Genomic DNA, 22,712 nt, shown 5'->3' on the forward strand with positions numbered 1-22,712 from the left:
AGTCAGATGAAAAGAATACCATATATTACCTGTTTGCTGGCTATTGCGGCTTTGATATCGTGTAAAAAAGATTTTCTCGACCGTACGCCCGGGGCAGATTTGTCGGATGAAAAAGTATTCAGCGACCCTACACTTGCCGTACAATATGCCGATAATGCCTACAACTACCTGATAGACGAATATGCCCGTTTTAATGCGCACCGGGGAACTACCTCGCAGGCATCAGATGAGGCCGTATCCGGCAATACCGATGTATCAGTTCGTACCCTGAACCAGGGTCTTTTTCATGACCATTACGAGCGTGGCGGGGCAGCGTTGAACGATATTGGCGATGTATGGGAGCGGGCTTATGGCGGTATCCGGGTAGCCAACGTGATGCTGTCGAAAATGGAAACAATCCCGTGGACATCGGCACAGTCTCCCGCAAGGATAGAAGGCGAGATGCACTTTATCCGGGCTTTCCTGTATTTCGAGCTGATTAAACGCTTTGGCGGAGTGCCCATTGTAGATAAGCCCGCTACCATTTTTGACGATGTGGATATTCCCCGCAATACCTACCAGGAATGTGTTGATTTTATCATTTCAGACCTGGATAAAACCGAAAGCCTGCTGCCCGAGGATTACAATGCCTCCAATTACGGCCGGGCTACGCTGGGGGCGGCACGGGCTTTACGCTCACGCGTGCTGCTGTATGCGGCAAGTCCGCTCAATAACCCTTCCGAAGATAAAGAAAAATGGCGGTTAGCCGCCGCCGCGGCCCGCTCGGTGATAGATATGCACAAATATTCGTTGCAGGCTACCTATAACGACATCATGAATATGTCGCAATCTCCGGAATACATCATGATAAAAGTCAGGGCGCCGCGTGCTATTGACGGTTTTCTGCTCGATTTTGTCATGTCTCCGGGCTCAGGTGGAGCGCAGGGTTCGATGAATCCCACGCAAAACCATGTGGATTTGTATGAGATGAAAGCAACCGGTCTGCCCATTACCGACCCGGCTTCAGGTTATGATGCTACTAAACCCTATGATGGCAGAGACCCGCGTTTTTATGCCAACATTTTGTATAACGATGCCGATTGGCAGGGACGTAAAATGGGTATGTGGTCGCAAACCGCTGCTGACGGCACGGTAACCTATGGCGCAGATTTCCGGCCAAACAATATTATCTACTCGGCTACCCGGTACTATTGCCGTAAAATGTGGCCCGAAGTGTATGTAAGAAACACCACGCAGCGGGCGCTGTTCAACTTCATATTCTTCCGGTATGCAGAAATACTGCTCAACTATGCCGAAGCACAGAACGAATACCTCGATGCGCCCGATGCAAGTGTATATGATGCCATTAACGAAGTGAGGAGAAGGCCCAGCGTAAACATGCCCGATATTCCGGCGAATCTGACTAAAGAACAGATGCGTGATGCCATACAGCATGAACGGGCCGTAGAGCTTGCCTTTGAAGATTTCCGTTGGTATGATTTAATGCGCTGGAAATTGTCTGTTGACGTGATTAATCAACCGGTAAAAGGTATGGACGTGATAAAAAACAGCAATGGAACATTCACTTACAACGTAGTCACACTGCCTTCCATTTACCAGAAAAAGTTTGATGAGCACATGTATTTGTACCCGATTCCCAGAAGCGAGATATTTAAAAGTAAGGACATTCTAAAACAAAATCCAGGCTGGTAAATAACAGGTAAATCATGTTAAAATATTTCAATAATCTGAAAATGAAGTTAATAGCTATCCGATATATAACCAGTTTTATGCTGTGCCTCCTGCTAACGGCACATGTCTCGGCGCAGTCCGGTGATGTTACCATTAGCGGTAATGTGACCGACGCGGCCGGGAAGCCACTGGGTAATGTAGATGTGCAGGTGCAGGAAAAAACACAAGGCCTGTTAACCGACAACGAAGGAAAATTCAGCATTACCTGTTCCGGTAATGACATGCTGGTTTTTAAAAAGAGCGGCTACAATACCGTGTACAAAGCGGCCTTTGAGGTAAAAACAGCAAACTCTGTGGTATTACCGAAAAGTCTGACAGAAGCCGGCGATAACGATAACGTGTATATTCCGTTTGGCGTACGGAAAAAGCGGGAAGTAACCGCAACCATCAGTACGATAACTGCCGATGAATTGCCGCAATTGCCGGTATCAACCCTGAATAATGCCTTAACAGGACGACTTCCCGGTCTGCTGATTCAGCAAACAGGAAACCGTCCCGGAACGGATGATGCTAACTTCCTGATAAGAGGGCGTTCATCCTATAACAGCGGTCAGTCGCCGCTGGTGCTGGTAGACGGCGTTGCCCGCGATTTTGTGGATATGGATGTGAACGAGATTGAAAGCATCAGCGTGCTGAAAGATGCCGGTTCATTATCCTGGTACGGCATGAACGGGGCCAATGGTGTAATTTATGTTACCACCAAACGCGGAAGCGCAAGCGCCACCCGTGTAACGTTTGATGCCCAGGGCGGTGTGCTGGTTCCGGTAACCATGACCAATCCCTTAAACTCCTATGGGTACGCATTTTTGTATAACGAGGCACGGCAGAACGACGGACAATCGCCATTGTACAGCCAGGCCGATTTAATCGGGTATTATACCCATTCCGACCCTTACACCTATCCGGATAACGATTTTCCGAAACAGTTTTTAAAGTCAGCATCGCCGGTACAGCGCTATGTGGCCAGCATAAGCGGAGGCAATGCCTTTGCCCGGTACTTTACACTGGTAAGCTTTTATGACCAGGATGGTTTATATAAAGGCGGAGACAATGCCAATTATAATTCCAATACCAATTTCAAACGTTATAATTTCCGTACCAATCTTGACCTGCATATCAATAAAAGCCTCGATGTGGCATTGGATGTAGGTGGCCGTGTAGCCAACCTGCGTTATCCACGGGATGGGAATGTCAATTTCCTGAATACCATTTTTACCACGCCATCAAATGCCTTTGCCGTACTAAACGCTAATGGAACCTATGGCGGTAGCTCGCTATTTAGGAGTAACCCGTTAGCGATGCTGGAGGCCCGTGGAAATATTACCGATTTGTACCGCACGTTGCTGGCAACCGTAAATGTAACCCAGAAGCTGGACGCGATTACCAAGGGCTTATCGCTTAACCTGTTCTATACCTACGATATGACCGGTTTGTACACATCGGGCTTTACCCAAAATTACGAAGTATATGAACTGGTAAGTCCCGGAACGTATACCCGTTTTGGAACACAAACGCCGTTAGACTATGCCGCAAGTACATTTAGCGGCAATCTGCGGAATAATGAATTTTGGGGCGGTTTAGATTATAACCGGACATTCGGTAAGCACGGCTTTAAATTTTCTACACGGGTACAGCGGGCGGTATCGTCCGCGTCCAGCAGGCTGGATGATAAACGCGAAGGAATTTCTAACCGGCTTTCATACAACTATAACCAACGTTATTTTGCCGATGTGATAGCTACCTATGCCGGTTCGCAGAACTTTATGCCCGGCAAGCGGTTTGGCTGGTTCCCGGCGGTGTCGGCAGGATGGGTTATTTCGGATGAGAATTTCCTGAAACCGGTAAAATTCCTCGACTACCTGAAAATAAGAGGTTCGTACGGTTTGGTAGGAAACGATGCTGTTAGCGCTTCGCGGCGGTTCGCTTTCAATAATTATTATACCCGCGGCGGTTCACAGTATTTCTTCGGAACAGGTTTCAGTACGGTCCCGAATACCGCCGAGCTGGATTTAGCCAACCCCGACCTTACCTGGGAAAAAGCGAAAAAGGCAAGCATCGGTTTTGATACCCGTTTCCTGAAGCAAGCTTTTAGTCTCAGTGCCGATTATTTTCATGAAACCCGCAGTGATTTGCTCACCGCCGACCTGTCGCCCGGTATCATCGGCCAGTCGCTGGTACAGATTAATGCCGGTAAAGCACGCTACCAGGGCGTAGAAGGCGCATTAAGCTATACTAAAACGCTAAATAAGGTAACGTTCGGCGTATACGGCAATTATACCTATGTAAAAAGTAAAATCCTGGCGTTGAACGAGGAAGGCGGTTTGCCCGGTTACCAGCGCCAGGTTGGATTTCCCATTGGCGGTGTTGACTTCAGCGGTACGCCAATACGGAAATTCCTGGTTGCTGAAGGTTTGTTTCAAACCGATGAGGAAATCGCCGCTGCGCCGGTACAACGCTTTTCAGGCAATGTAAAGCCCGGCGACATCCGGTATAAGGACATTAATAACGACGGCGTTATTGATAACCTGGACTTTGTTTCTACCAGTTATTCCAATATTCCCACCTCGTATTTTGGGTTTGGCGGCTCGGTAAAATATGCAGGCTTCGATATGTCATTTCTGTTTCAGGGAGTGGCCGGAAGGACTATCCAAATCAGCACGCTGGTCAATGCCGGAACCTCAAGCACCGGTTATATCAACCAGTTTAGCGCTTACCGCTGGACACCGGCCACAGCCGAAACTGCTCAGTATCCGCGTTTAACCATTAATGACCGGAGCAACAATACCGCGAATTCTGATTTCTGGCTTCGCTCCGGCGATTTTATTAAGCTGAAAAACGTTGAACTCGGTTATACGCTGCCTGCCGGGATAACCAAACGGCTAAAACTTTCAAACTGGCGCTTTTACGTTAGTGGGTTTAACCTGCTAACTTTTGATAAGCTGGGCAACTTACCGATAGACCCCGAAATACCCGAAGCCGGTTTTAATTCATCGTACCCATACCTTGCCACGTTTGCGTTGGGCATGAACCTTAAATTTTAACGAAACAGACCATGAAATTATACAACAACATAAGGTTTAACGTGCGGAAGTCATCAGGGCTTTACCTGGTTATGGTCATTGTGCTTGCTTTTACAGGATGTAAGGATGACTTTTTGCAGGACGGCACGATTACAGATGGTCCCATCACAGAAGGTGAAGTGTGGGGAAATGATGCCTATGCCCGTGGCGTGCTGAATAACGCCTACTTCTCTATCCCCGAAGGGTACAGCATTGATGGCAATGGCGGCATGCTGGCCTCAGGCACGGACGAAGCCGTAAACTCAGGCCTGAATGCCACTATCAGCATTTTTAACAACGGTACCTGGAGTCCGTTGCGCACCGTTGATGACCAATACGATAACCTGTACGAAGGGCTTCGTAAGGTAAACCTGTTTCTTCAAAACCTGCCGGGAAGCGCCATTATTCCAACCGATGGTTTGACCGTAGAAGAAGATAAAAGCCGTTTAAAAGGACAGGCATTTTTCCTGCGGGCATTATTTCATTTTGAGCTGGTAAAACGGTATGGCGCTGTTACGCTGGCTACCCGTGTGTTTAACCGCAACGAGAATCTGAACCTTCCGAAAAATACGTATAAAGAATGTGTAGACCAGGTTATTGCCGATTGTGACAGTGCTGTCAATACCAACCTACCGCAATGGACGGGAGAAAGCTCCGGTAAATATTACTGGCGCAGCGGCGATAAAGGCCGGGCAACCAAAACAGCGGCTATGGCGCTTAAATCGCGGATGCTGTTGTATGCAGCCAGTCCGTTGAACAGCGCCCAAAGCGGCGTAACCTGGCAGGATGCGGCAAACGCGGCCAAAGCAATTATCGATTTGGGTTTACACAGCCTGTTAACCAGCTATTACAATATTTTTAATTACGGTGCTGCTCCCTATAACAACGAAGTGATTTTTGCCACCTACGCCCAGAACCGTAATGATATTGAACAGGATAATGCGCCTATCAGTTATGATGGCGCCCGTGGTCGCACCAATCCTACACAGGAGATGGTTGATGCGTTCGAAACAACCAACGGCAGGTTAGTAAGCGACCCGGCCAATACGCAATACGACGCAAACAACCCGTACGCTAACCGCGACCCTCGCTTTGCCCTCACCATTAACTACAATGGCAGGCTGTTCAAAAATGTCGCTGTTCAAACGTATATAGGAGGTAAAGACGGAATCAATCAAAACATCAATGCCACCAAAACCGGGTATTACCTGCGTAAATTTCTCAGCGAATCGGCTACCTGGAACCAGACATCCAATACACTGGCACGCCGTCCCTGGGTAATGTTCAGATACGCGGAAATCCTGCTCAACTATGCCGAAGCCCTGAATGAGGCGCAGGGCGTAGTCGCTGCCACAGAAGTTTTAAAATATGTCAATATGGTGCGGCAGCGTACAGGCATCAACATGCCGGTATTGCAAACCACTAATCCATCAGCTAACGGTTATGTCGAGCCTACGCAGGAAGCCATTCGCGAACGTATTCATAACGAACGGCGGGTGGAGCTTTGTTTCGAAGGACATCGCTTTTACGATGTACGCCGCTGGAAGCAGGGCGATACCTATCTCAATAAACCGGTAAGCGGTATGCGCATTACCATTGATGGGTCTAACCTGGTGTACACCCGTTTTACGGTAGAGAACCGGGTATTTGAAGATAAAAATTACTGGTATCCTTTTTCCCAGAATACGGTAAACCGTCAGCCGGCGCTGGTACAGAATACAGGATATTGAAAGAGTTAAAAGTGAAAAGTTGAAAGTGAAAAGTTAGGCAAATTATGGCGTTTGTGTATCCCTCCGCCAGCTGGCGGAAGGGGGTAGGGGGAGGTTCCTTAACTTGACGCTAATGCGACTATTTGGATTGAAAGTAAAAAGGTTAAAAAGCGAAATAATATACATGAGTTTAGCAAGATACATTATCGGTTTTGTGTTAATAATAACAGGCATTACGGCTTCTGCCCGGCAGGGCCAGTTACAGAATGTCTATGCCCGGAAGCACATCAGCCTCAACGGTCGCTGGAATTATATTATAGACCCTTATGAAATGGGTTATTACGATTACCGGCACGAACCGTTCGACCAGAGTAAATCCGGTAAGGGTGGCTTTTACGACGACCGTAAGCAGCTTGATAAAGCCGACCTGGTGGAATATAATTTTGACTTGTCGCCAACCATGAACATCCCCGGCGACTGGAACTCGCAGGCCGAAAAGCTGGAACTGTATGAAGGAACTATCTGGTTTCGTAAACTGTTTAATATCACGCCTGTTGCCGGCAAAAAGTATATCCTGTATTTTGGTGCTGTCAATTACGAGGCGCACGTTTATCTCAACGGGAAGAAGTTAGGCTGGCATAAAGGCGGTTTTACACCTTTCCAGTTTGATGTGAGCGATAAGCTAAAGGCGGGAGAGAATGTGCTGGTAGTAAAAGCCGACAATACCCGCAAACTCGATGAGATACCTACCATAAATACCGACTGGTGGAACTACGGCGGCATTACCCGTGATGTGCTACTGGCAGAGCTTCCGCAAAGCTATATTGCAGATTATAAGCTGCAGTTGGCCAAAGGCGATGCTACGCACATAGCAGGTTTTGTAAGAGTTGAAGGCGCTCAGGCTGGCACACCCGTTTCTGTGAACATTCCCGAAGCGGGTATAAAAATAACGGTTAAAACCGATGCTGGTGGGAACGCCGCCATCAATATCCCGGTAAAGAAACTAACCTTGTGGTCGCCGGAAAATCCCAAACTATACCAGGTGGAAATTTCAGCGAATACCGATAAGGTAGCCGATAAGATAGGGTTCCGTACCATTGAGGTTCGGGGGCAGGATATCCTGCTGAATGGTAAGTCGGTTTTTCTGCGGGGTATTTCCATGCATGATGAAAATCCGCTTATTCCCGGAAGGCTGCGGTCGGCGGGAGATATGCGCATGATGCTGAACTGGGCCAAAGAGCTGGGATGCAATTATGTACGGCTGGCACATTACCCCCACAACGAGCAAGTGATACGCCTTGCCGATGAAATGGGTCTGCTGGTTTGGGCCGAAGTGCCGGTTTACTGGACCATCTCCTGGGAAAACCCGGCAACGTACCAGAATGCCGAAAAACAGCTTACCGACCTGATTGAGCGGGATAAAAATCGCTCCAGCGTAATTATCTGGTCAATTGGTAACGAAACGCCCTTAAGCGAGCCACGGTTTAAGTTTATGAGCAGCCTGGCGGCAAAGGTACGTGAACTGGACAACACCCGTTTAGTATCGGCAGCACTGGAAGTGCACCGCAAAGGCTTTGATGTAATTGTGGACGACCCTTTGGGCGAAAAACTCGACCTGGTGAGCTTTAACCAATACGGAGGCTGGTACTGGGCCTTACCAAAGGAACTACCGAAATATAAGTTCCAAATAAAATACAATAAGCCGGTGGTTATTACCGAAGTGGGCGGCGGGGCATTGGCCGGTTACCATGCCGATGAAGATACACGCTGGTCGGAAGAATACCAGGAATCGCTGTATAAATATCAGTTGCCCTTTATGAGCACGATGAGCGGGCTAAGGGGAATGACTCCCTGGATACTGGTGGATTTCAGGTCGCCACGAAGGCAGCACTCGTATTTCCAGGATTTCTGGAACCGCAAAGGTCTGATATCCGAAGCGGGAGAGAAAAAGAAAGCCTTCTTCGTGCTGAAGGATTTTTATCAGGAAATGGAACAGAAATATAAATAATTAAGGATTTGTCTGTAAAACCAGAATTGACTAAAAAACGGATTTTATGAAAAAATATGGGTTAGTAATTGCGTTGGTTGTATTAACCACAATGGGTTGTTTAAAAGGACAGGACGACCCGGTTTTCCCTTCACCAGACCTCACTATTCCGGTGGATGAGAGCGTAACCCTGCAAAAAGCCATGCCGTTTCCATTCGGGGCGGCGGTCAATGTGGGTCTGCTGAAAAATAATACCACTTACCGCAACCTGGTTATCAAAGAATACAACAGCCTCACCGCCGAAAACGCCATGAAGTTCACGCAGCTTCATCCATCAGAGAATGTGTACACCTGGGCTGATGCGGATTATCTGGTGGATTTCGCTCAGCAGAACGGAAAACGGGTGCACGGTCATACGCTCATCTGGTACAAAAATCCGCCAAGCTGGGTACTCAATTACCAGGGCGATGCCCAGGCCTGGGATAACCTCCTGAAAAATCACATTCAAACGGTGGTAAGCCATTTTAAAGGAAAAGTTGCTTCGTGGGATGTGGTGAACGAAGCGATGGCAGACAACGGAACCCTGCGTGATTGCATCTGGCTGCAAAAGCTGGGCGCTGACTATATCGCGAAAAGCTTTATTTACGCTCACCAGGCAGACCCCGATGCGTTGCTTTTTTATAACGACTTCGGCCATGAGTACAGCACCACCAAACGCACCGCCATTATCAATATGGTAAACAACCTGAAGCAACAGGGCGTGCCTATTGATGGCATCGGTTTGCAGATGCACACCAATTACATGCAGTCGGATAAAAACCTGGCCGACGCTATCAATACTGCCGTGGCAACAGGGCTGAAAGTGCATATTGCCGAGCTGGATATATCCATGAACCCTAACAATATCCCGGATTTGACATTTTCTGCCGGGCTTGCCGAACAGCAGAAAGCAAAGTATGAGTTTATTGTAAAAACCTATAACGCCATTCCGAAAAATCAGCAATTCGGTATCACCACCTGGAATGTTTCCGATGCCGATACCTGGATTCGCGGTGAGTATAACCGTCCCGACTGGCCGCTGCCTTTTAATGATAATTATGAACGAAAAGCGGCATACCAGGGCATTCTGGATGGCGTAAAATAACCGGTCAAACTAAAACAGATAGAACAATGATAAAGAAATGGTATACAACCCTTTTGCTCGTAACAGGTTCGGTAATAACCGCCTTTGCACAAAGTGTTGTTGTCAATAAGGTATATAACGCTTCTTCCGATTTTCAGGGCTATGGCGATGCGGTAGAATTACTGGTAATACAGGACCATTTGGATATGCGTGGCCTGATTATTAAAGACATTTCCCTGCCCGATGCCAATACCGATGCAGGCGGCAGATACCAGTTCAACAGCATCGATTTCTGGAAAGATATGCGTTCGGGAACAACCATTGTATTGAGAAGGCCCGCATCAGCAAGCGCAACCTATACCGAAGATACCGATGCGTCTGATTATACCTTAGACCTCATACTAGCCAACACCACAGCCGGCAGCGATTACTTTACCGTATTGCAGGAAAATCCGGGTGGACAGTATTTTAATATCACAGCCAATGACATTGTTATCATTAAAAAAGATGACGGAACCGCTAACGGGAAAGGTGTTGGTCAGGGCATACACGCTTTCGCGATAGGAAACAGCAATACCTCAGCGTACTATACCACGCTGGTTAATGCGGAAGTCCCCGTTTTATATGCATCCGGCACCACCGGAACCGGCTACTATCAATATCCGCAAAACCCGGATAAAGCGCTTTCGGATTATACCGGTACCAAAGCAACATCCAGCAATGCCAGCGGAGATTTAGGCTGGGGCGTGGGTCTGGGGCAAAACAATATCGATTATATCGCGTCGCTGCGTACACTTTTTGTGATTAGCGCACCTGCAGACCTCCTGGGGTTTTATACCGGGGCCACCAGTTTGAAGCTAACGTGGGCAGATAAATCGAATAACGAAACCGGGTTTGAAATAGAAAAATCGGTCGATGGGATAACGTTTACTTCACTGGCAACCGTAGCAGCCAATATCAATACCTATACCGTAAACGGGATTACGCAATCGCAAACCGCTTATTACCGCGTACGGGCGTTAAATCCTTCGGGAAATTCATCCTACAGCAATGTATTCAGTACGGCAACCATTACCACGGCGCCTGTAGTGGTCAACAAAATATACAATGCCACTTCGGTATTTGAGGGTTATGGCGATGCGGTTGAGCTGTTGGTAGTACAAGACCATTATGATATGCGTGGCCTGATTGTGAAAGATGTTTCGCTTCCCGATGCCAATACCGATGGCGGTGGCAAGTACCAGTTCAATACTATCGATTTCTGGAAGGACATGCGCTCAGGGACAACCATTGTATTGAGAAGGCCGGCATCTGCCGGTGCAACCTATACGCAGGATACCGATGCCTCTGATTTTACTTTAGACCTGTTATTGCCCAACACTACATCAGGAAGCGCTTATTTCACGGTATTGCAGGAGAATCCCGGCGGACAATATTTTAACATCACGGCCAACGACATTGTTATCATTAAAAAAGACGACGGAACCGCTAACGGGAAAGGTGTTGGTCAGGCCATACACGCTTTCGCGATAGGGAACAGCACTACTTCCGCTTATTATACCACGTTAGTGAACGCGGGCGTACCTGTTTTATATGCTTCGGGTACTACCGGAACCGGTTATTACCAGTATCCGCAAAATCCGGATAAAGCTATATCCGATTACGATGGCACAAAAGCTACTTCCAGTAATGCCGCCGGCGATTTGGGCTGGGGCGTAGGTTTGGGGCAAAATAACATCGATTATATAGAATCGTTACGCAAGCTGGCCAAATTTCCGCCGCCGTCGGGCTTAGTAGCTGAGGTACTTTCGCTTGCCGAAATACGGGTAAGCTGGACGGATAATACCACCACCGAAACCGGTTTTGAGTTAGAACGTTCAACCGATGGCACCACATTTACGCTGCTGACCACGCTCCCTGCAAATGTAGTAACGTATACCGATAATACGGTGACCGCAGGTACGCATTATTATTACCGGGCAAGGGCGGTAGCAGGCACAGATGTTACACCTTACTCCAATGTATCGGATGTAACGGCCGGAACCGGTATTATTACCGGGCTGAATTTTTCGCCGGTGGCACTTTATGAAAACCAGCCTTCGGGTACACCTGCCGGGACATTATCGGTTACCTCGCCCGATGTAGCTATCAATGCGATATATACATTGGTTAGTGGCGCTGGCGCTGATGACAATGCGCAGTTTAAATTATCGGGAAACCAGTTGCAGACTAATGCAACCTTTGATTACGAAACAAAACAAACCTATCACATCAGGATAAAAGCGACGTCGCAAACCAATTTCTCTTTAGAGCAGGCGTTTGCCGTAACGGTAAATGATGTAAACGAGGCGCCAACTATTACGGCTGTTGGCAGCCAGGATGCCTGCGTGGGAACGGATGAAAAAATTATCGCGTTAAGCGGAATTACAGCCGGCCCCGAAAGCGTGCAAACGGTTACGGCTACCGTTTCGTCAGATAATGCCGTGTTGTTCGATGCGCTGACGGTAAGCTTGCTGTCGGGCGGTAAGGGCGAAATCAGGTACCGGCTGAAAAATCCCGTTGCCGGGACTGTAAATATCACCGTACAGCTTCAGGATAACGGCGGCACGGCCAATGGCGGTACGGATACCCATGCCGAAACATTTCTGTTGAACATCCATGAATTTCCGGTGGTAACCATTACATCCGATAAAGGGGCTTCCATAGACCGGGGTGTTACCGTAAAGCTCACGGCGAGTGGCGGTACGGGCTACCAGTGGGAGAGCGCTGATGGCATCGTAGGGGCAACCAACACCGCCGAGCTACTGGTGCGGCCGGCTCAAACCACTACGTACCGGGTTACCGCTACCAATAGCGGCGGTTGCAGCACCATGCAGGAATTTACGGTTAACGTAAAGACCAATTATGATTTGGTGGTTGCCGATAACCTGCTCTCGCCAAACGGCGATGGCCTGCACGATTACTGGAAGATAGACAACATCGACCTGTACCCGGATAACGAAGTGAAGGTTTTTGACAAAAGCGGCCGCGTAGTTTACAGCAAAAAAGGCTATAACAATGAGTGGGACGGCAGGATTTCGGGAACAGCCCTGAAAGAAGATACCTATTACTACCTGATTGATTTTGGGCCTGGAAAGCCTAAAAAGAAAGGCTTCATCTCCATTTTAACTAACTAAGCAGAAAGAGAAAAATATGAAACAACGATATAATTACCTGTTGACATGCTTAGCTGCGGTGTTCCTCTGTTCGCCGGTCGTTGCGCAGGTTAATCCGCTGTCCAGCATGTATTACCAGAACCAGTACCTCGGTAATCCCGCTTTAGCCGGAACGGAGGAAGGTTTGAACGCTAACCTGGTTTACCGCAAGCAATTTATGCAGGTTCCCGGTTCACCCTCCAGCCAGGCGTTTACCGGCGAATATGGCTTTAACAAGCGGGTAGGCGCAGGACTCAATATTAATTTTTCAAAAAGCGGACTTATCAATTATGCCCGGGTGGTGGCCACGTATGCCTACCATTTACCCCTTACCGATAACCAGACCATGCATTTTGGTCTGTCATTGGGTGCAGCTAAGGCCTATATCAATAACCGCGAAATAACCGGGGGAAGTTATGACCCCGCTGCCGACCGGTATAATGACCGCGGGGCGCAACTCGACGGTGATTTCGGACTGGCGTATACCGGTCATCAACTCACCTTGCAGGGCGCAATTATCAATATCGGCAATTACCTGCAAACAGACCCTAACCGGATTACCGGGATAAATTACGCCACTTTTTTTACCGCCGCGGCTTACCGCTATGATATCAATGAGCAAATGGCTGCCGAGCCTAAAGTGGCCTATCGTGGTATTAAAGGTGTTGATGATATTATTGACGCCGGTGTAAAGCTGAGTTACCAGGATAAATTCAGCCTGACGGGGCTTTACCACACGACCAAAAACGCCACTTTCGGTTTTGGGATAGACTATAACAATCGCCTGGCCATTACCGGTATGTACACTACCAATACAGCCGATATGCAGGGATATACCTCCGGCGATTTTGAAATAGGCCTGAATCTGAAATTAACTAAAAAACGAACCAATCATTAACAGAATTAAAATTACAACGTCATGAAACGAAATCTACTTTTAATGGTGTGCCTGCTGGTAAGCTATACCGGCTTTGCACAATTCACACCCGGAAATTTAGCCATTTATCGCTATGGTAATGGTGATGCCCTGACCAACGGAGGCCATGTGCCCGTGTTTATTGATGAATATACTCCCGCAGGGGTAAAGGTAGCCTCCAGTACCATTGCTATTTCGCAAACGGCTAACGGGGCTAATTATGGACTGGATGGTCTGGGACTGACAAGTGCCGGTACATACAATGCCGAAGGTTACCCGGTGCTTTCACGGGATGGTACAACCTTATCTATTATTGGGTATAACCCGGCACAATCCGGCGAATATGTAATAGGTACTATCGATGCATCCGGGACGGTAAATACTACTACCCTGGTGGATGTCTCCGATGCAATTGGCTCACCGCGTTCTGCCGTAGTTGAAGGAACTGCGGTTTATTTTAATGGATACCAAAACGGCGTACGCTATAAAACTTTGGGTACAACAACGGCTTCTACAAGGGTCTCAAACTTGCAGGACGCCCCACGGGTATTGACCATCGCAGAAACTATTCTGAACGGCGTTTCGGGTACAAAAATATTTGCTCCCGAAAACAGTACTGTTATTCCTTTCAGTAATCTGGTAACAACCTCAAGTTCATTTACAAGCCTGGGGTTTAGCGGAGCAGCTCCGGTAGGAGCACATCAGGTTGCCGCAGTGAAATCATTAGGGGGCAGAACTATTATTTACGTAATTGATGACAACGGAAGCTCGCCGCTAATCAGAAAATACAGGTCAAACTTGGGTGGAACCGATTGGCTGGCTCAAGGCTCAGTGAGTGTTCCTGAAGGAACTAAAAGCCTGACCGCAACCATTGATGCTAACGGGGTAACGCTATATTTTACTACGCTTGGGACTCCGGGTTCAGCAAATTCACAATTATATAAATTAACGGATTCTTTTACAGCGGCGAATGAAGGTTCGGTTAATCTTTCGGGTACACCAACCCTGCTGGCTACTGCCGATGCCAACACCACATTTCGCGGGGTTACGTTTACACCGGGAACCGGCGTATTGCCTGTTACCTTAACCGCGTTTAATGCCAAAGCCCAATCCAACAGCGTTAAGCTGAGCTGGACCACCGCATCAGAAAAAAACAGCAGCCAGTTTGAGGTATTACGGTCTGCAGATGGCAAAGAGTTTATCAAAATCGGCCAGGTAGTGGCAGCCGGTAATAGTGATGTGCCGTTGCAATACGCGTTTAACGATGCTAATCCGTTTCCAGGTGTAAATTACTATAAATTACAGCAGGTTGATAACGATGGTAAGTCGGTGTTTTACGGCCCGGTAGATGCCACCGTCGCCATCCAAAAAACAGATTTTTCTATCTATGCTTCTGCCTCACGTGCTACAGCCGATGTGTACATTTATTCTACCAAAAAGCAACCGGGAAAACTGCGTTTGCTCACTATAAATGGTCAGTTACTAAGCGAGCAGAACCTGCAATTGGAGCAAGGTTATAACAAGGTAAATGTCCCTGCCGGCAAATCGAACTCAGGCGTTCAGGTAGCGGTTCTGAAGGCACAGGATACGGTAACGGCTAAAAAGTTCGTATGGCAGCAATAAGATAACATTGTTCTTTGCAGAGGATGTTTAACTCTTCCAGTCTTTAACTGATAACGAATTTTTAGACATCCTCATAAACCTTAGTTTGATTATTAATCTTCCAAAAAGAGATGTTCAAAGAGGATTGCTTTCCCGTACGGGATATCTCCTCGTCCCGAGACTTCGTATTAGCGTCAAGTTAAGAAAGAAACACGTTCAATAATGGCAAAAATACCTCCCCCTGCTTGCGCACATTCCCAACACGCCCTCCGCCAACTGGCGGAGAACAGACATAGTCCGATACTAATTTTTACAAAAGTTCGGCAGATTAGGGCGCTTGTATATCCCCCGCTGGAGGGGGTAGGGGGAGGATTTACCCTTAAATTGACGTGAATGCGAAGCTTCAGGATACCTCCTGCTGGCGCAAGGATGCCCTTATGTCGTATATTCTTATGCTTTTTAGATTAGATACGAGCGGCACGCTCGCACCAGCGATGTTCTCTTTAGCTCAGATAACAACTAACCAATATAAAACCATGAGCAAATTAACAACCTACATGTATGCTGTATGCCTGGTATCGGCTGTAGCATGCCGGCGTGAAGACGCACCCGAATTAACACCATCAGCAGCAAATGCCAAACGGCAGACAACGGTATCGGTAAGCGATGTATTGCAGGAAGTCAATGCCAACATCATCATAGGTGCAGCGGTAAATTCAAACAAGTTTAGCAATGCTACCTATAAAAACCTGGCAAAGCTGCATTACAACAGCATTACCGCCGAAAACGATATGAAGATGAACAGCCTGAACCCGGCTAAATATACCTGGGATTTCGGCATATTGGGCAACGGGATAGAAGAAAAGAATGAGAAAATCCCAAACCTGGCTAAAGATAACGGAGAGAAACGCATTCACGGACATACCCTGATTTGGTACAGGGCTTTGCCACAATGGGTTAAGGATGTGGAAACCAATACGCCGGTGGCACAACGGGCCGACACATTAGAAGCCATTATGAAGCGCCACATCTTCAAAACCGTCGCCTTTTACAGCAATAACTACAAAGACGGCAATCCGTTGCTTCCTTTGCTAAAATCATGGGATGTGGTGAACGAAGCCTACTACGATGACGGAACCTTACGCGGAAACTATAATCCCGATGCCAGCGGCGAAGACCAGGGAAGTATCTGGAAACGTTACATGGGCGAAGTGTACATCGAAAAAGCATTCCGGTACGCCCGTCAGGCCGCACGAGCCAACCAGAACTGGAAGCTCAAATTATTCTATAATGATTACGGACATGAGTATTCAACAGCCAAGCTGAACGCGATATACAATAAAGTAATGGCATTAAAAGCATTGACGGAGGGCGGCGACCCGATAATTAACGGTGTCGGTATGCAAATGCACATCCGCTGGAATACCCCCCTCGCCAATATTAAGGCTGCTATCCAGAAAATGAAAGAAACAGGGTTGTTCGTGCACATTGCCGAGCTGGATATTTCACTACTTTCGCCGGGAGAAACAACCGTACCTTTGGCAGAATTAAGCAACCGGCGTACCTTGCAAAAATCATTATACTATAACGTCGCGAAAGCGTACCAGGAAATTGTCCCGGTAAGTCAGCGGTGGGGAATTACGCTATGGAATATCGATGATGCCGACTCGGCCTGGGGAACAAACGCCGAAGCCACATTATTCGATACTTCATATAATAAAAAGCTCAATTTCTGGAATTTCAGAGACGGACTGAACCTGAACATCACACCATGATTTTAAGTTAAAAGTCAAAAGTTGAGCGCAGCGAAATCCCGACTTCCAGCCAGGCTTCGTGTCTTCACGAAGCCTCCCATATCAAACCCGTTAACAATAATAACAAACAACATAATCATACATGAACAACAAACAGCGTATCCGTTTAATTATCACTATTTTCCTGATGCCGTTAATGGCATCCGCACAAAAAAAGACCATCAGTCAACGGGTAGACTCGTTATTACGGTTAATGACCCTCGATGAAAAAATCGGGCAGCTTAACCAGTATTCCGGTAAGCAGGTAACCGGCCCGGAGAGTAAAGTGAAAACAGACCTGATAAACGATATACGAAACGGTCGTGTAGGTTCTATGCTCAACGTAAAAGGCGTAAAAGATACCCGTGAAATACAGGCCGTAGCCATGCAATCGCGGCTAAAAATTCCGTTATTATTTAGCTTGGATGTAATACACGGCTATAAAACCGTATTTCCTATTCCATTGGCCGAAGCCGCCTCATGGGATTTGGATGCCATTCGCTTATCGGCTCATATTGCGGCAAAGGAAGCAGCGGCGGCAGGGATTCATTGGACATTTGCTCCCATGGTTGATATTGCCCGCGACCCGCGGTGGGGACGCATCATGGAAGGCGCCGGTGAAGATACCTATCTGGGTTCTTTAATCGCCGTGGCACGGGTAAAAGGTTTTCAGGGCGAGCAGCTTGGCGGAACAGATGCTGTTATGGCCTGTGCCAAGCATTTTGCCGGGTACGGCGCTGCAATGGCCGGTCGTGATTATAACGCGGTTGATATGAGCGAACACCAGCTTTGGGAAACCTACTTGCCGCCGTTTAAAGCTGCCGCCGATGCCGGTGTGGCCACATTTATGAATTCCTTCAATACCCTTAACGGGATACCGGCTACCGGGAATTCCTATTTGCAGCGGAATATCCTGAAAAGAAAATGGAACTACCAGGGATTTGTAGTAAGCGATTGGGGCTCTATCGGCGAGATGGTTCCGTGGGGATTTGCCAACAATGATGCCGATGCGGCAGAAAAAGCCATTAAAGCCGGCAGTGATATGGATATGGAAAGCCGGACATACAAAAGTTACCTGGCAAAGCTGGTAAAAGAGGGTAAAGTACCCGAAGCGCTCATTGATGATGCCGTTAAGCGCATTCTCTATAAAAAATTCGAGTTAGGCTTATTTGATAACCCGTATAAATTCTCTGATGCAAAACGGGAAGCGGATGTGTTAAACGATGGCGGCCATAAAACCATAGCTCGTAATGTAGCCCGGAAATCCATTGTTTTATTAAAGAATCAGGGCAATGTATTGCCGCTGACCAAAAGTAAAACGAAGATAGCGCTGATAGGGCCATTGGTGAAATCCAAACGCGATATGGACGGTAGCTGGACCGTCAATGCAGATACCACGCAAATTACCAGTTTGTATGAAGGCGTGAAAGGTAAGCTGGCGAAAAAGACGGAGCTGTTGTATGAAAAGGGGTGCAATATAAGCGGTAATGATAAACCGGATTTTACCGAAGCCCTGCGTATAGCCGGTCAGGCAGATATAGTAGTGATGGCATTGGGCGAAACCTGGGATATGAGCGGCGAGGCCAAGTCCAGAACCAACATTCATTTGCCGGGACAACAGGAAGCACTGTTCAACGCTGTAAAAGCTACGGGAAAGCCGGTCGTTGTTGTGTTAATGGCCGGTCGTCCGTTGATTTTTAGTGATATTGCAGCTAAGGCCAATGCCATTGTGTACGCCTGGTGGCTGGGCGACGAGGCCGGTAATGCCATTGCCGATGTATTGTTCGGCGATTACAATCCTTCGGGAAAGCTGCCGGTAACCTTTCCCCGAAATGAGGGACAGATTCCGCTAGGCTATACCTATTATAATACCGGTCGCCCGGTAAAAAATCCCGAAAATATTATTTACAAATCAGCTTATATCGATTCTCCGAATACCCCACAATATGCTTTTGGCTATGGCCTGAGCTATACCAGCTTTAGTTATACAGACCTTACTCTGAGCGCTGCTAAAATGCATCATACAGATAATGTAACAGTAAGCTTCAGGCTCACCAATACCGGTAAATATGCCGGCGAGGAAGTGGTTCAGTTATATGTGCACGATGAAGTTGCATCGGTAGTACGACCTGTAAAAGAGCTGAAGGGTTTTCAGAAAGTATTTCTCAAAGCAGGCGAAAGCAAAACCGTGAGCTTTGTCATTAATAAGGAAAAATTATCCTTTTATAACAGTAAGCTGCAATGGGCGGCAGAGCCGGGAAATTTCGAAATAATGATTGGAACTGCATCGGATGATATTAAATTGACAGCGGAAATGGAATTGCTGTGAAAAAGATAAGCTGAAAGCGGTATGGGCTTAGGCTTTAAGGGTAGAAATCGAAAAGTGGTTAGGATATAACTAACCACCTTTATACAATTATATTTTGTAAACCAGGCCCAGACGTATCATTTTTAATCCCGGTACGGGAAAATCCGGAATTAGAGAATTAGCCAAAACTAATGGTATTGGACCGGTTGAAGCGTGCACATTAGTATTGCTCTCTACAGGTCAATATTGATGTTTTTCTTGAAAATAACCCTAATTCTGTTACAATTTTTCTAAGAAATAACCCTAATTCTGTTACAATTTTTCTAAGAAATAACCCTAATTTTGTTACAAATTATTCAAAAAATAACCCTAATTTTGTTACATGTTTTGGCGAAAGATACATGTAAAGTTACGGGAATGGGCTGATAAGGCCGATCGTAAACCATTAGTAATAAGAGGAGCCAGGCAAGTTGGAAAAACAACGGTCATTAACGATTTTGGGAAAAAATTTGATCAGTATATTTATTTAAACCTGGAATTGGATGCTGACAAGCAACCGTTCCTGCAATTCCGGGATATAGAAATCCTGGTACAGGCGCTTTTTTTTGTAAAAAATAAAACCTATTCGCCTGGTAAGACAACATTGTTATGTATTGATGAGATACAGGAAGTTCCTGAGGCCCTGAATGTACTTCGTTATTTTTACGAGGAAGCCAAACATATTCATGTGATAGCGGCCGGTTCATTGCTCGAAACCATCTTTGACCAGAAGATTAACTTTCCTGTTGGGCGGGTAGAATTTTTAGTATTGCGTCCGGCATCATTCGATGAGTTTTTAGATGCTGTTAAAGAAAACTCGGCCTTAAAACAATTACAAACTGTTCCGTTGCCGGATTTTGCCATTGATAAGCTTTTTCAGCAGTTCCATATCTATGCGTTAATAGGCGGTATGCCCGAAATCGTTGCCCATTATGCCAACCATAAAGATTTAACAGCCCTTGCACCGATATATGAATCACTAATAGCATCGTACCTGGACGATGTGGAAAAATATGCGAGCGGCCATACCTTTGTACAGGTAATGCGTCATGTCATCAGGGCGGTATTTGTTGAAGCGGGTAACCGTATAAAATTTGAGGGATTTGGTAAGTCGAATTATCGTTCCAGAGAGATTGGTGAAGCATTGAGAACGTTAGAGAAGGCGCTGATTGCACAGCTTATTTATCCGCATACCGGTTATAGCCTGCCTATAATTCCAGATTTTAGAAAATCGCCGCGGTTACAGGTATTAGATACCGGTATGCTAAATTATTTTTTAGGTGTACAGCGCCAGATGCTTGGAAGTTCCGATTTAACACAGGTATATCAGGGAAAACTGGTGGAGCATCTGGTTGGACAGGAATTATTGGCCGGGCAATTCAACGCGTTAAGTGCTCTTCATTTCTGGGTAAGAGAGAAAAATACCTCTATGGCCGAAGTGGATTACATTTATAATTACAAGGGAAAGCTGGTTCCGATTGAAGTGAAATCAGGAGCGGTTGGGAAATTAAAATCATTGCATTTGTATATGGAGGGAGCCAATCACAATATGGCCGTCAGATTTTATGCCGGGAACATCAGTATCGATCGTGTATCAACGCCAGCCGGGAAAGCGTTTTATTTGTTAAACCTGCCTTATTTTTTAACGTCACAGATAGAACCTTATCTAAGCTGGATGGAACAGCAAATAAGTAAGCATTAAATTTACAGGTTTTTCAATATCCTTAATTCCTTGGGATAATAGTTGTTCACCCGGTTGGGCAATAGCTTCGCCCAGCCAAGCGCTTTATCCTGGTAACAAATAAGCGCCCACCCTTTAACAGAAGTATCTATCCGGATATCATCCTTGCGGAGATATTTAAGCGCTGTTTGCTCATCCACGGTTACCCGGTTAACTGCCGCTGATACTAACAAACTAAGGGCAAGGTCATGATCGGGAATTAAATCTTTTCCTGCTATTTTTCCGGCAATAGTTCCCGCTTTTTTTAGATATAACCTTGATTGCAGATGCTGTATATCAGGTGCATGATCTGTTCGGACAATGGTATACATATCGCCGACAGGTAAAAGATGATAATTAGCATCTGAAGAGATCCATTGAGCAATAATATCTTTATGCGCCGGGTTTACTTTTTCAGGTTTATATTTCCAGGTTAAGCTGCTTGTACTGCCATCGTTCTTCTTAAAACAGGTAATAAAGAAACCTTCGCCTTTTACCTTGTGCGGGTAAAAACGATATCCGTAACACTGATGCCTGTCTGATTGTGTTTCAATGATATTCCAGCTTTTATCAACAGGAATTTGTACCGAAGTCAAATCAAAAGTGTCACAAAGCCAGTCGGCAATCTGTTCATTTTCTTCCGCAGAATAAGAGCAGGTAGAATAGATCAATATGCCGTTTTGTTTCAGGGCAGGATAAATGTCGGCCAGAATACGTTGCTGCCGCTGACTGCATAAAGCAACAGTGCTTTCAGACCATTCCTTAACCGTTTCAGGATCTTTCCGGAACATTCCCGAACCTGAGCAGGGAGCGTCAACCACAACAACATCAAAAAAATCAGTCAGCGAGGCAAAATCTTTTGGGTCATTATTGCTTACCACAACATTAGTATTGCCCCATTTGGATATATTCTCTGTAAGAGTGCTTACGCGACTTTTTATAATCTCATTAGAAACCAGCAGGCTCTCACTGCTAATAAGCGATAACAAATGAGTGCTTTTGCCACCCGGAGCGGCGCAAAGATCAAGCACTTTAAGCCTGTCGGCCGGGTTGGTAGCAGTTTTAATAACCTGTTCCAGGAACATGGAAGAGGCTTCCTGTACATAATATGTACCTGCATGAAATAAAGGGTCTGCAATAAATGAAGGGCGTTCGTCTAAATATCTGCCCAGATTGCACCAGGGAACAGGAGTCTTATTATCAAATTCGGAAGTGATTTTTTGGGGATTTAGTCGTATAGACACCACCTTTTCAGCCTTTTCGTGTACGTCAAAGAATAATTCTTCCTCGATATTAAAGTTCTTTTTGAGCGAATTGATAAAGGAAGATGGCAAAATAGTACTCATAGGGCAAAGGTAGGGATTTTGAGCCTGGTTAGGTTTGAAAATTTTTGGTCTGATATACAGTGTCTTAAATTTAATATTAAAATAATCTTTTTATAACCCTTGGTAGCGACATAAAAACGTCATACTTTTGCGCTCGCTTTCGCGATGAGGGCGTATAGGGAAGAAGGGGTTTATAGGGGTATAAG

The 22,712-nt window shown here is 46.4% G+C and carries 12 protein-coding genes; 11 read left to right on the plus strand and 1 reads right to left on the minus strand.

Features of this window, described 5'->3' with window-relative positions; all coding sequences use genetic code 11:
* Window positions 1-6: 6 nt before the first annotated feature.
* From FW774_RS13425 to FW774_RS13480, 11 genes are all read left to right on the plus strand, one after another.
* Window positions 7-1,692, plus strand: coding sequence for a RagB/SusD family nutrient uptake outer membrane protein (locus FW774_RS13425; RefSeq protein WP_149348707.1), 1,686 nt, complete (start codon window positions 7-9; stop codon window positions 1,690-1,692).
* Between the two features lie 14 nt (window positions 1,693-1,706).
* A complete protein-coding gene (locus FW774_RS13430) occupies window positions 1,707-4,772 on the plus strand; it encodes a SusC/RagA family TonB-linked outer membrane protein (RefSeq protein ID WP_149348708.1) in 3,066 nt (1,021 codons plus the stop codon).
* Window positions 4,773-4,783: 11 nt separating this feature from the next.
* Window positions 4,784-6,520, plus strand: a complete 1,737-nt coding sequence (locus FW774_RS13435) for a RagB/SusD family nutrient uptake outer membrane protein (protein ID WP_149348709.1) — start codon at window positions 4,784-4,786, stop codon at window positions 6,518-6,520.
* 163 nt (window positions 6,521-6,683) lie between these two features.
* Window positions 6,684-8,507 (plus strand): glycoside hydrolase family 2 protein, encoded by a 1,824-nt coding sequence (locus FW774_RS13440; protein ID WP_149348710.1) that lies wholly within the window; start codon window positions 6,684-6,686, stop codon window positions 8,505-8,507.
* Between the two features lie 46 nt (window positions 8,508-8,553).
* Complete coding sequence (locus FW774_RS13445; RefSeq protein ID WP_149348711.1) at window positions 8,554-9,630, plus strand: endo-1,4-beta-xylanase; 1,077 nt, start codon at window positions 8,554-8,556, stop codon at window positions 9,628-9,630.
* Window positions 9,631-9,656: 26 nt separating this feature from the next.
* Window positions 9,657-12,785 carry a gliding motility-associated C-terminal domain-containing protein gene (locus FW774_RS13450; RefSeq protein ID WP_149348712.1) on the plus strand — a complete coding sequence of 1,043 codons (3,129 nt, stop codon included), beginning with the start codon at window positions 9,657-9,659 and terminating at the stop codon, window positions 12,783-12,785.
* Between the two features lie 16 nt (window positions 12,786-12,801).
* Window positions 12,802-13,701, plus strand: a complete 900-nt coding sequence (locus FW774_RS13455; protein WP_149348713.1) for a PorP/SprF family type IX secretion system membrane protein — start codon at window positions 12,802-12,804, stop codon at window positions 13,699-13,701.
* A gap of 21 nt (window positions 13,702-13,722) precedes the next feature.
* Complete coding sequence (locus FW774_RS13460) at window positions 13,723-15,342, plus strand: hypothetical protein (protein WP_149348714.1); 1,620 nt, start codon at window positions 13,723-13,725, stop codon at window positions 15,340-15,342.
* A 515-nt stretch (window positions 15,343-15,857) separates the two neighbouring features.
* Window positions 15,858-17,096, plus strand: coding sequence for an endo-1,4-beta-xylanase (locus FW774_RS13465; protein WP_187774900.1), 1,239 nt, complete (start codon window positions 15,858-15,860; stop codon window positions 17,094-17,096).
* Between the two features lie 121 nt (window positions 17,097-17,217).
* Window positions 17,218-19,443 (plus strand): glycoside hydrolase family 3 N-terminal domain-containing protein, encoded by a 2,226-nt coding sequence (locus FW774_RS13470; protein WP_149348716.1) that lies wholly within the window; start codon window positions 17,218-17,220, stop codon window positions 19,441-19,443.
* A 361-nt stretch (window positions 19,444-19,804) separates the two neighbouring features.
* Complete coding sequence (locus FW774_RS13480) at window positions 19,805-21,163, plus strand: ATP-binding protein (RefSeq protein ID WP_149348717.1); 1,359 nt, start codon at window positions 19,805-19,807, stop codon at window positions 21,161-21,163.
* A 2-nt stretch (window positions 21,164-21,165) separates the two neighbouring features.
* On the opposite strand, the gene FW774_RS13485 is transcribed toward FW774_RS13480, so the two are convergent.
* The gene (locus tag FW774_RS13485) at window positions 21,166-22,527 is read right to left on the minus strand and encodes a methyltransferase RsmF C-terminal domain-like protein (protein ID WP_149348718.1); all 1,362 of its coding nucleotides are present in this window, start codon (window positions 22,525-22,527) and stop codon (window positions 21,166-21,168) included.
* Window positions 22,528-22,712 lie beyond the last annotated feature (185 nt).

Source organism: Pedobacter sp. BS3, from assembly GCF_008274585.1.
Taxonomy (GTDB): domain Bacteria; phylum Bacteroidota; class Bacteroidia; order Sphingobacteriales; family Sphingobacteriaceae; genus Hufsiella_A.

Excerpts from the sequence above, each read along its gene's own strand:
- FW774_RS13425 (WP_149348707.1), top strand. The coding sequence starts at position 7 with ATGAAAAGAATACCATATATTACCTGTTTGCTGGCTATTGCGGCTTTG.
- FW774_RS13430 (WP_149348708.1), top strand. The coding sequence starts at position 1,707 with ATGTTAAAATATTTCAATAATCTGAAAATGAAGTTAATAGCTATCCGA.
- FW774_RS13435 (WP_149348709.1), top strand. The coding sequence starts at position 4,784 with ATGAAATTATACAACAACATAAGGTTTAACGTGCGGAAGTCATCAGGG.
- FW774_RS13440 (WP_149348710.1), top strand. The coding sequence starts at position 6,684 with ATGAGTTTAGCAAGATACATTATCGGTTTTGTGTTAATAATAACAGGC.
- FW774_RS13445 (WP_149348711.1), top strand. The coding sequence starts at position 8,554 with ATGAAAAAATATGGGTTAGTAATTGCGTTGGTTGTATTAACCACAATG.
- FW774_RS13450 (WP_149348712.1), top strand. The coding sequence starts at position 9,657 with ATGATAAAGAAATGGTATACAACCCTTTTGCTCGTAACAGGTTCGGTA.
- FW774_RS13455 (WP_149348713.1), top strand. The coding sequence starts at position 12,802 with ATGAAACAACGATATAATTACCTGTTGACATGCTTAGCTGCGGTGTTC.
- FW774_RS13460 (WP_149348714.1), top strand. The coding sequence starts at position 13,723 with ATGAAACGAAATCTACTTTTAATGGTGTGCCTGCTGGTAAGCTATACC.
- FW774_RS13465 (WP_187774900.1), top strand. The coding sequence starts at position 15,858 with ATGAGCAAATTAACAACCTACATGTATGCTGTATGCCTGGTATCGGCT.
- FW774_RS13470 (WP_149348716.1), top strand. The coding sequence starts at position 17,218 with ATGAACAACAAACAGCGTATCCGTTTAATTATCACTATTTTCCTGATG.
- FW774_RS13480 (WP_149348717.1), top strand. The coding sequence starts at position 19,805 with ATGTTTTGGCGAAAGATACATGTAAAGTTACGGGAATGGGCTGATAAG.
- FW774_RS13485 (WP_149348718.1), bottom strand. The coding sequence starts at position 22,527 with ATGAGTACTATTTTGCCATCTTCCTTTATCAATTCGCTCAAAAAGAAC.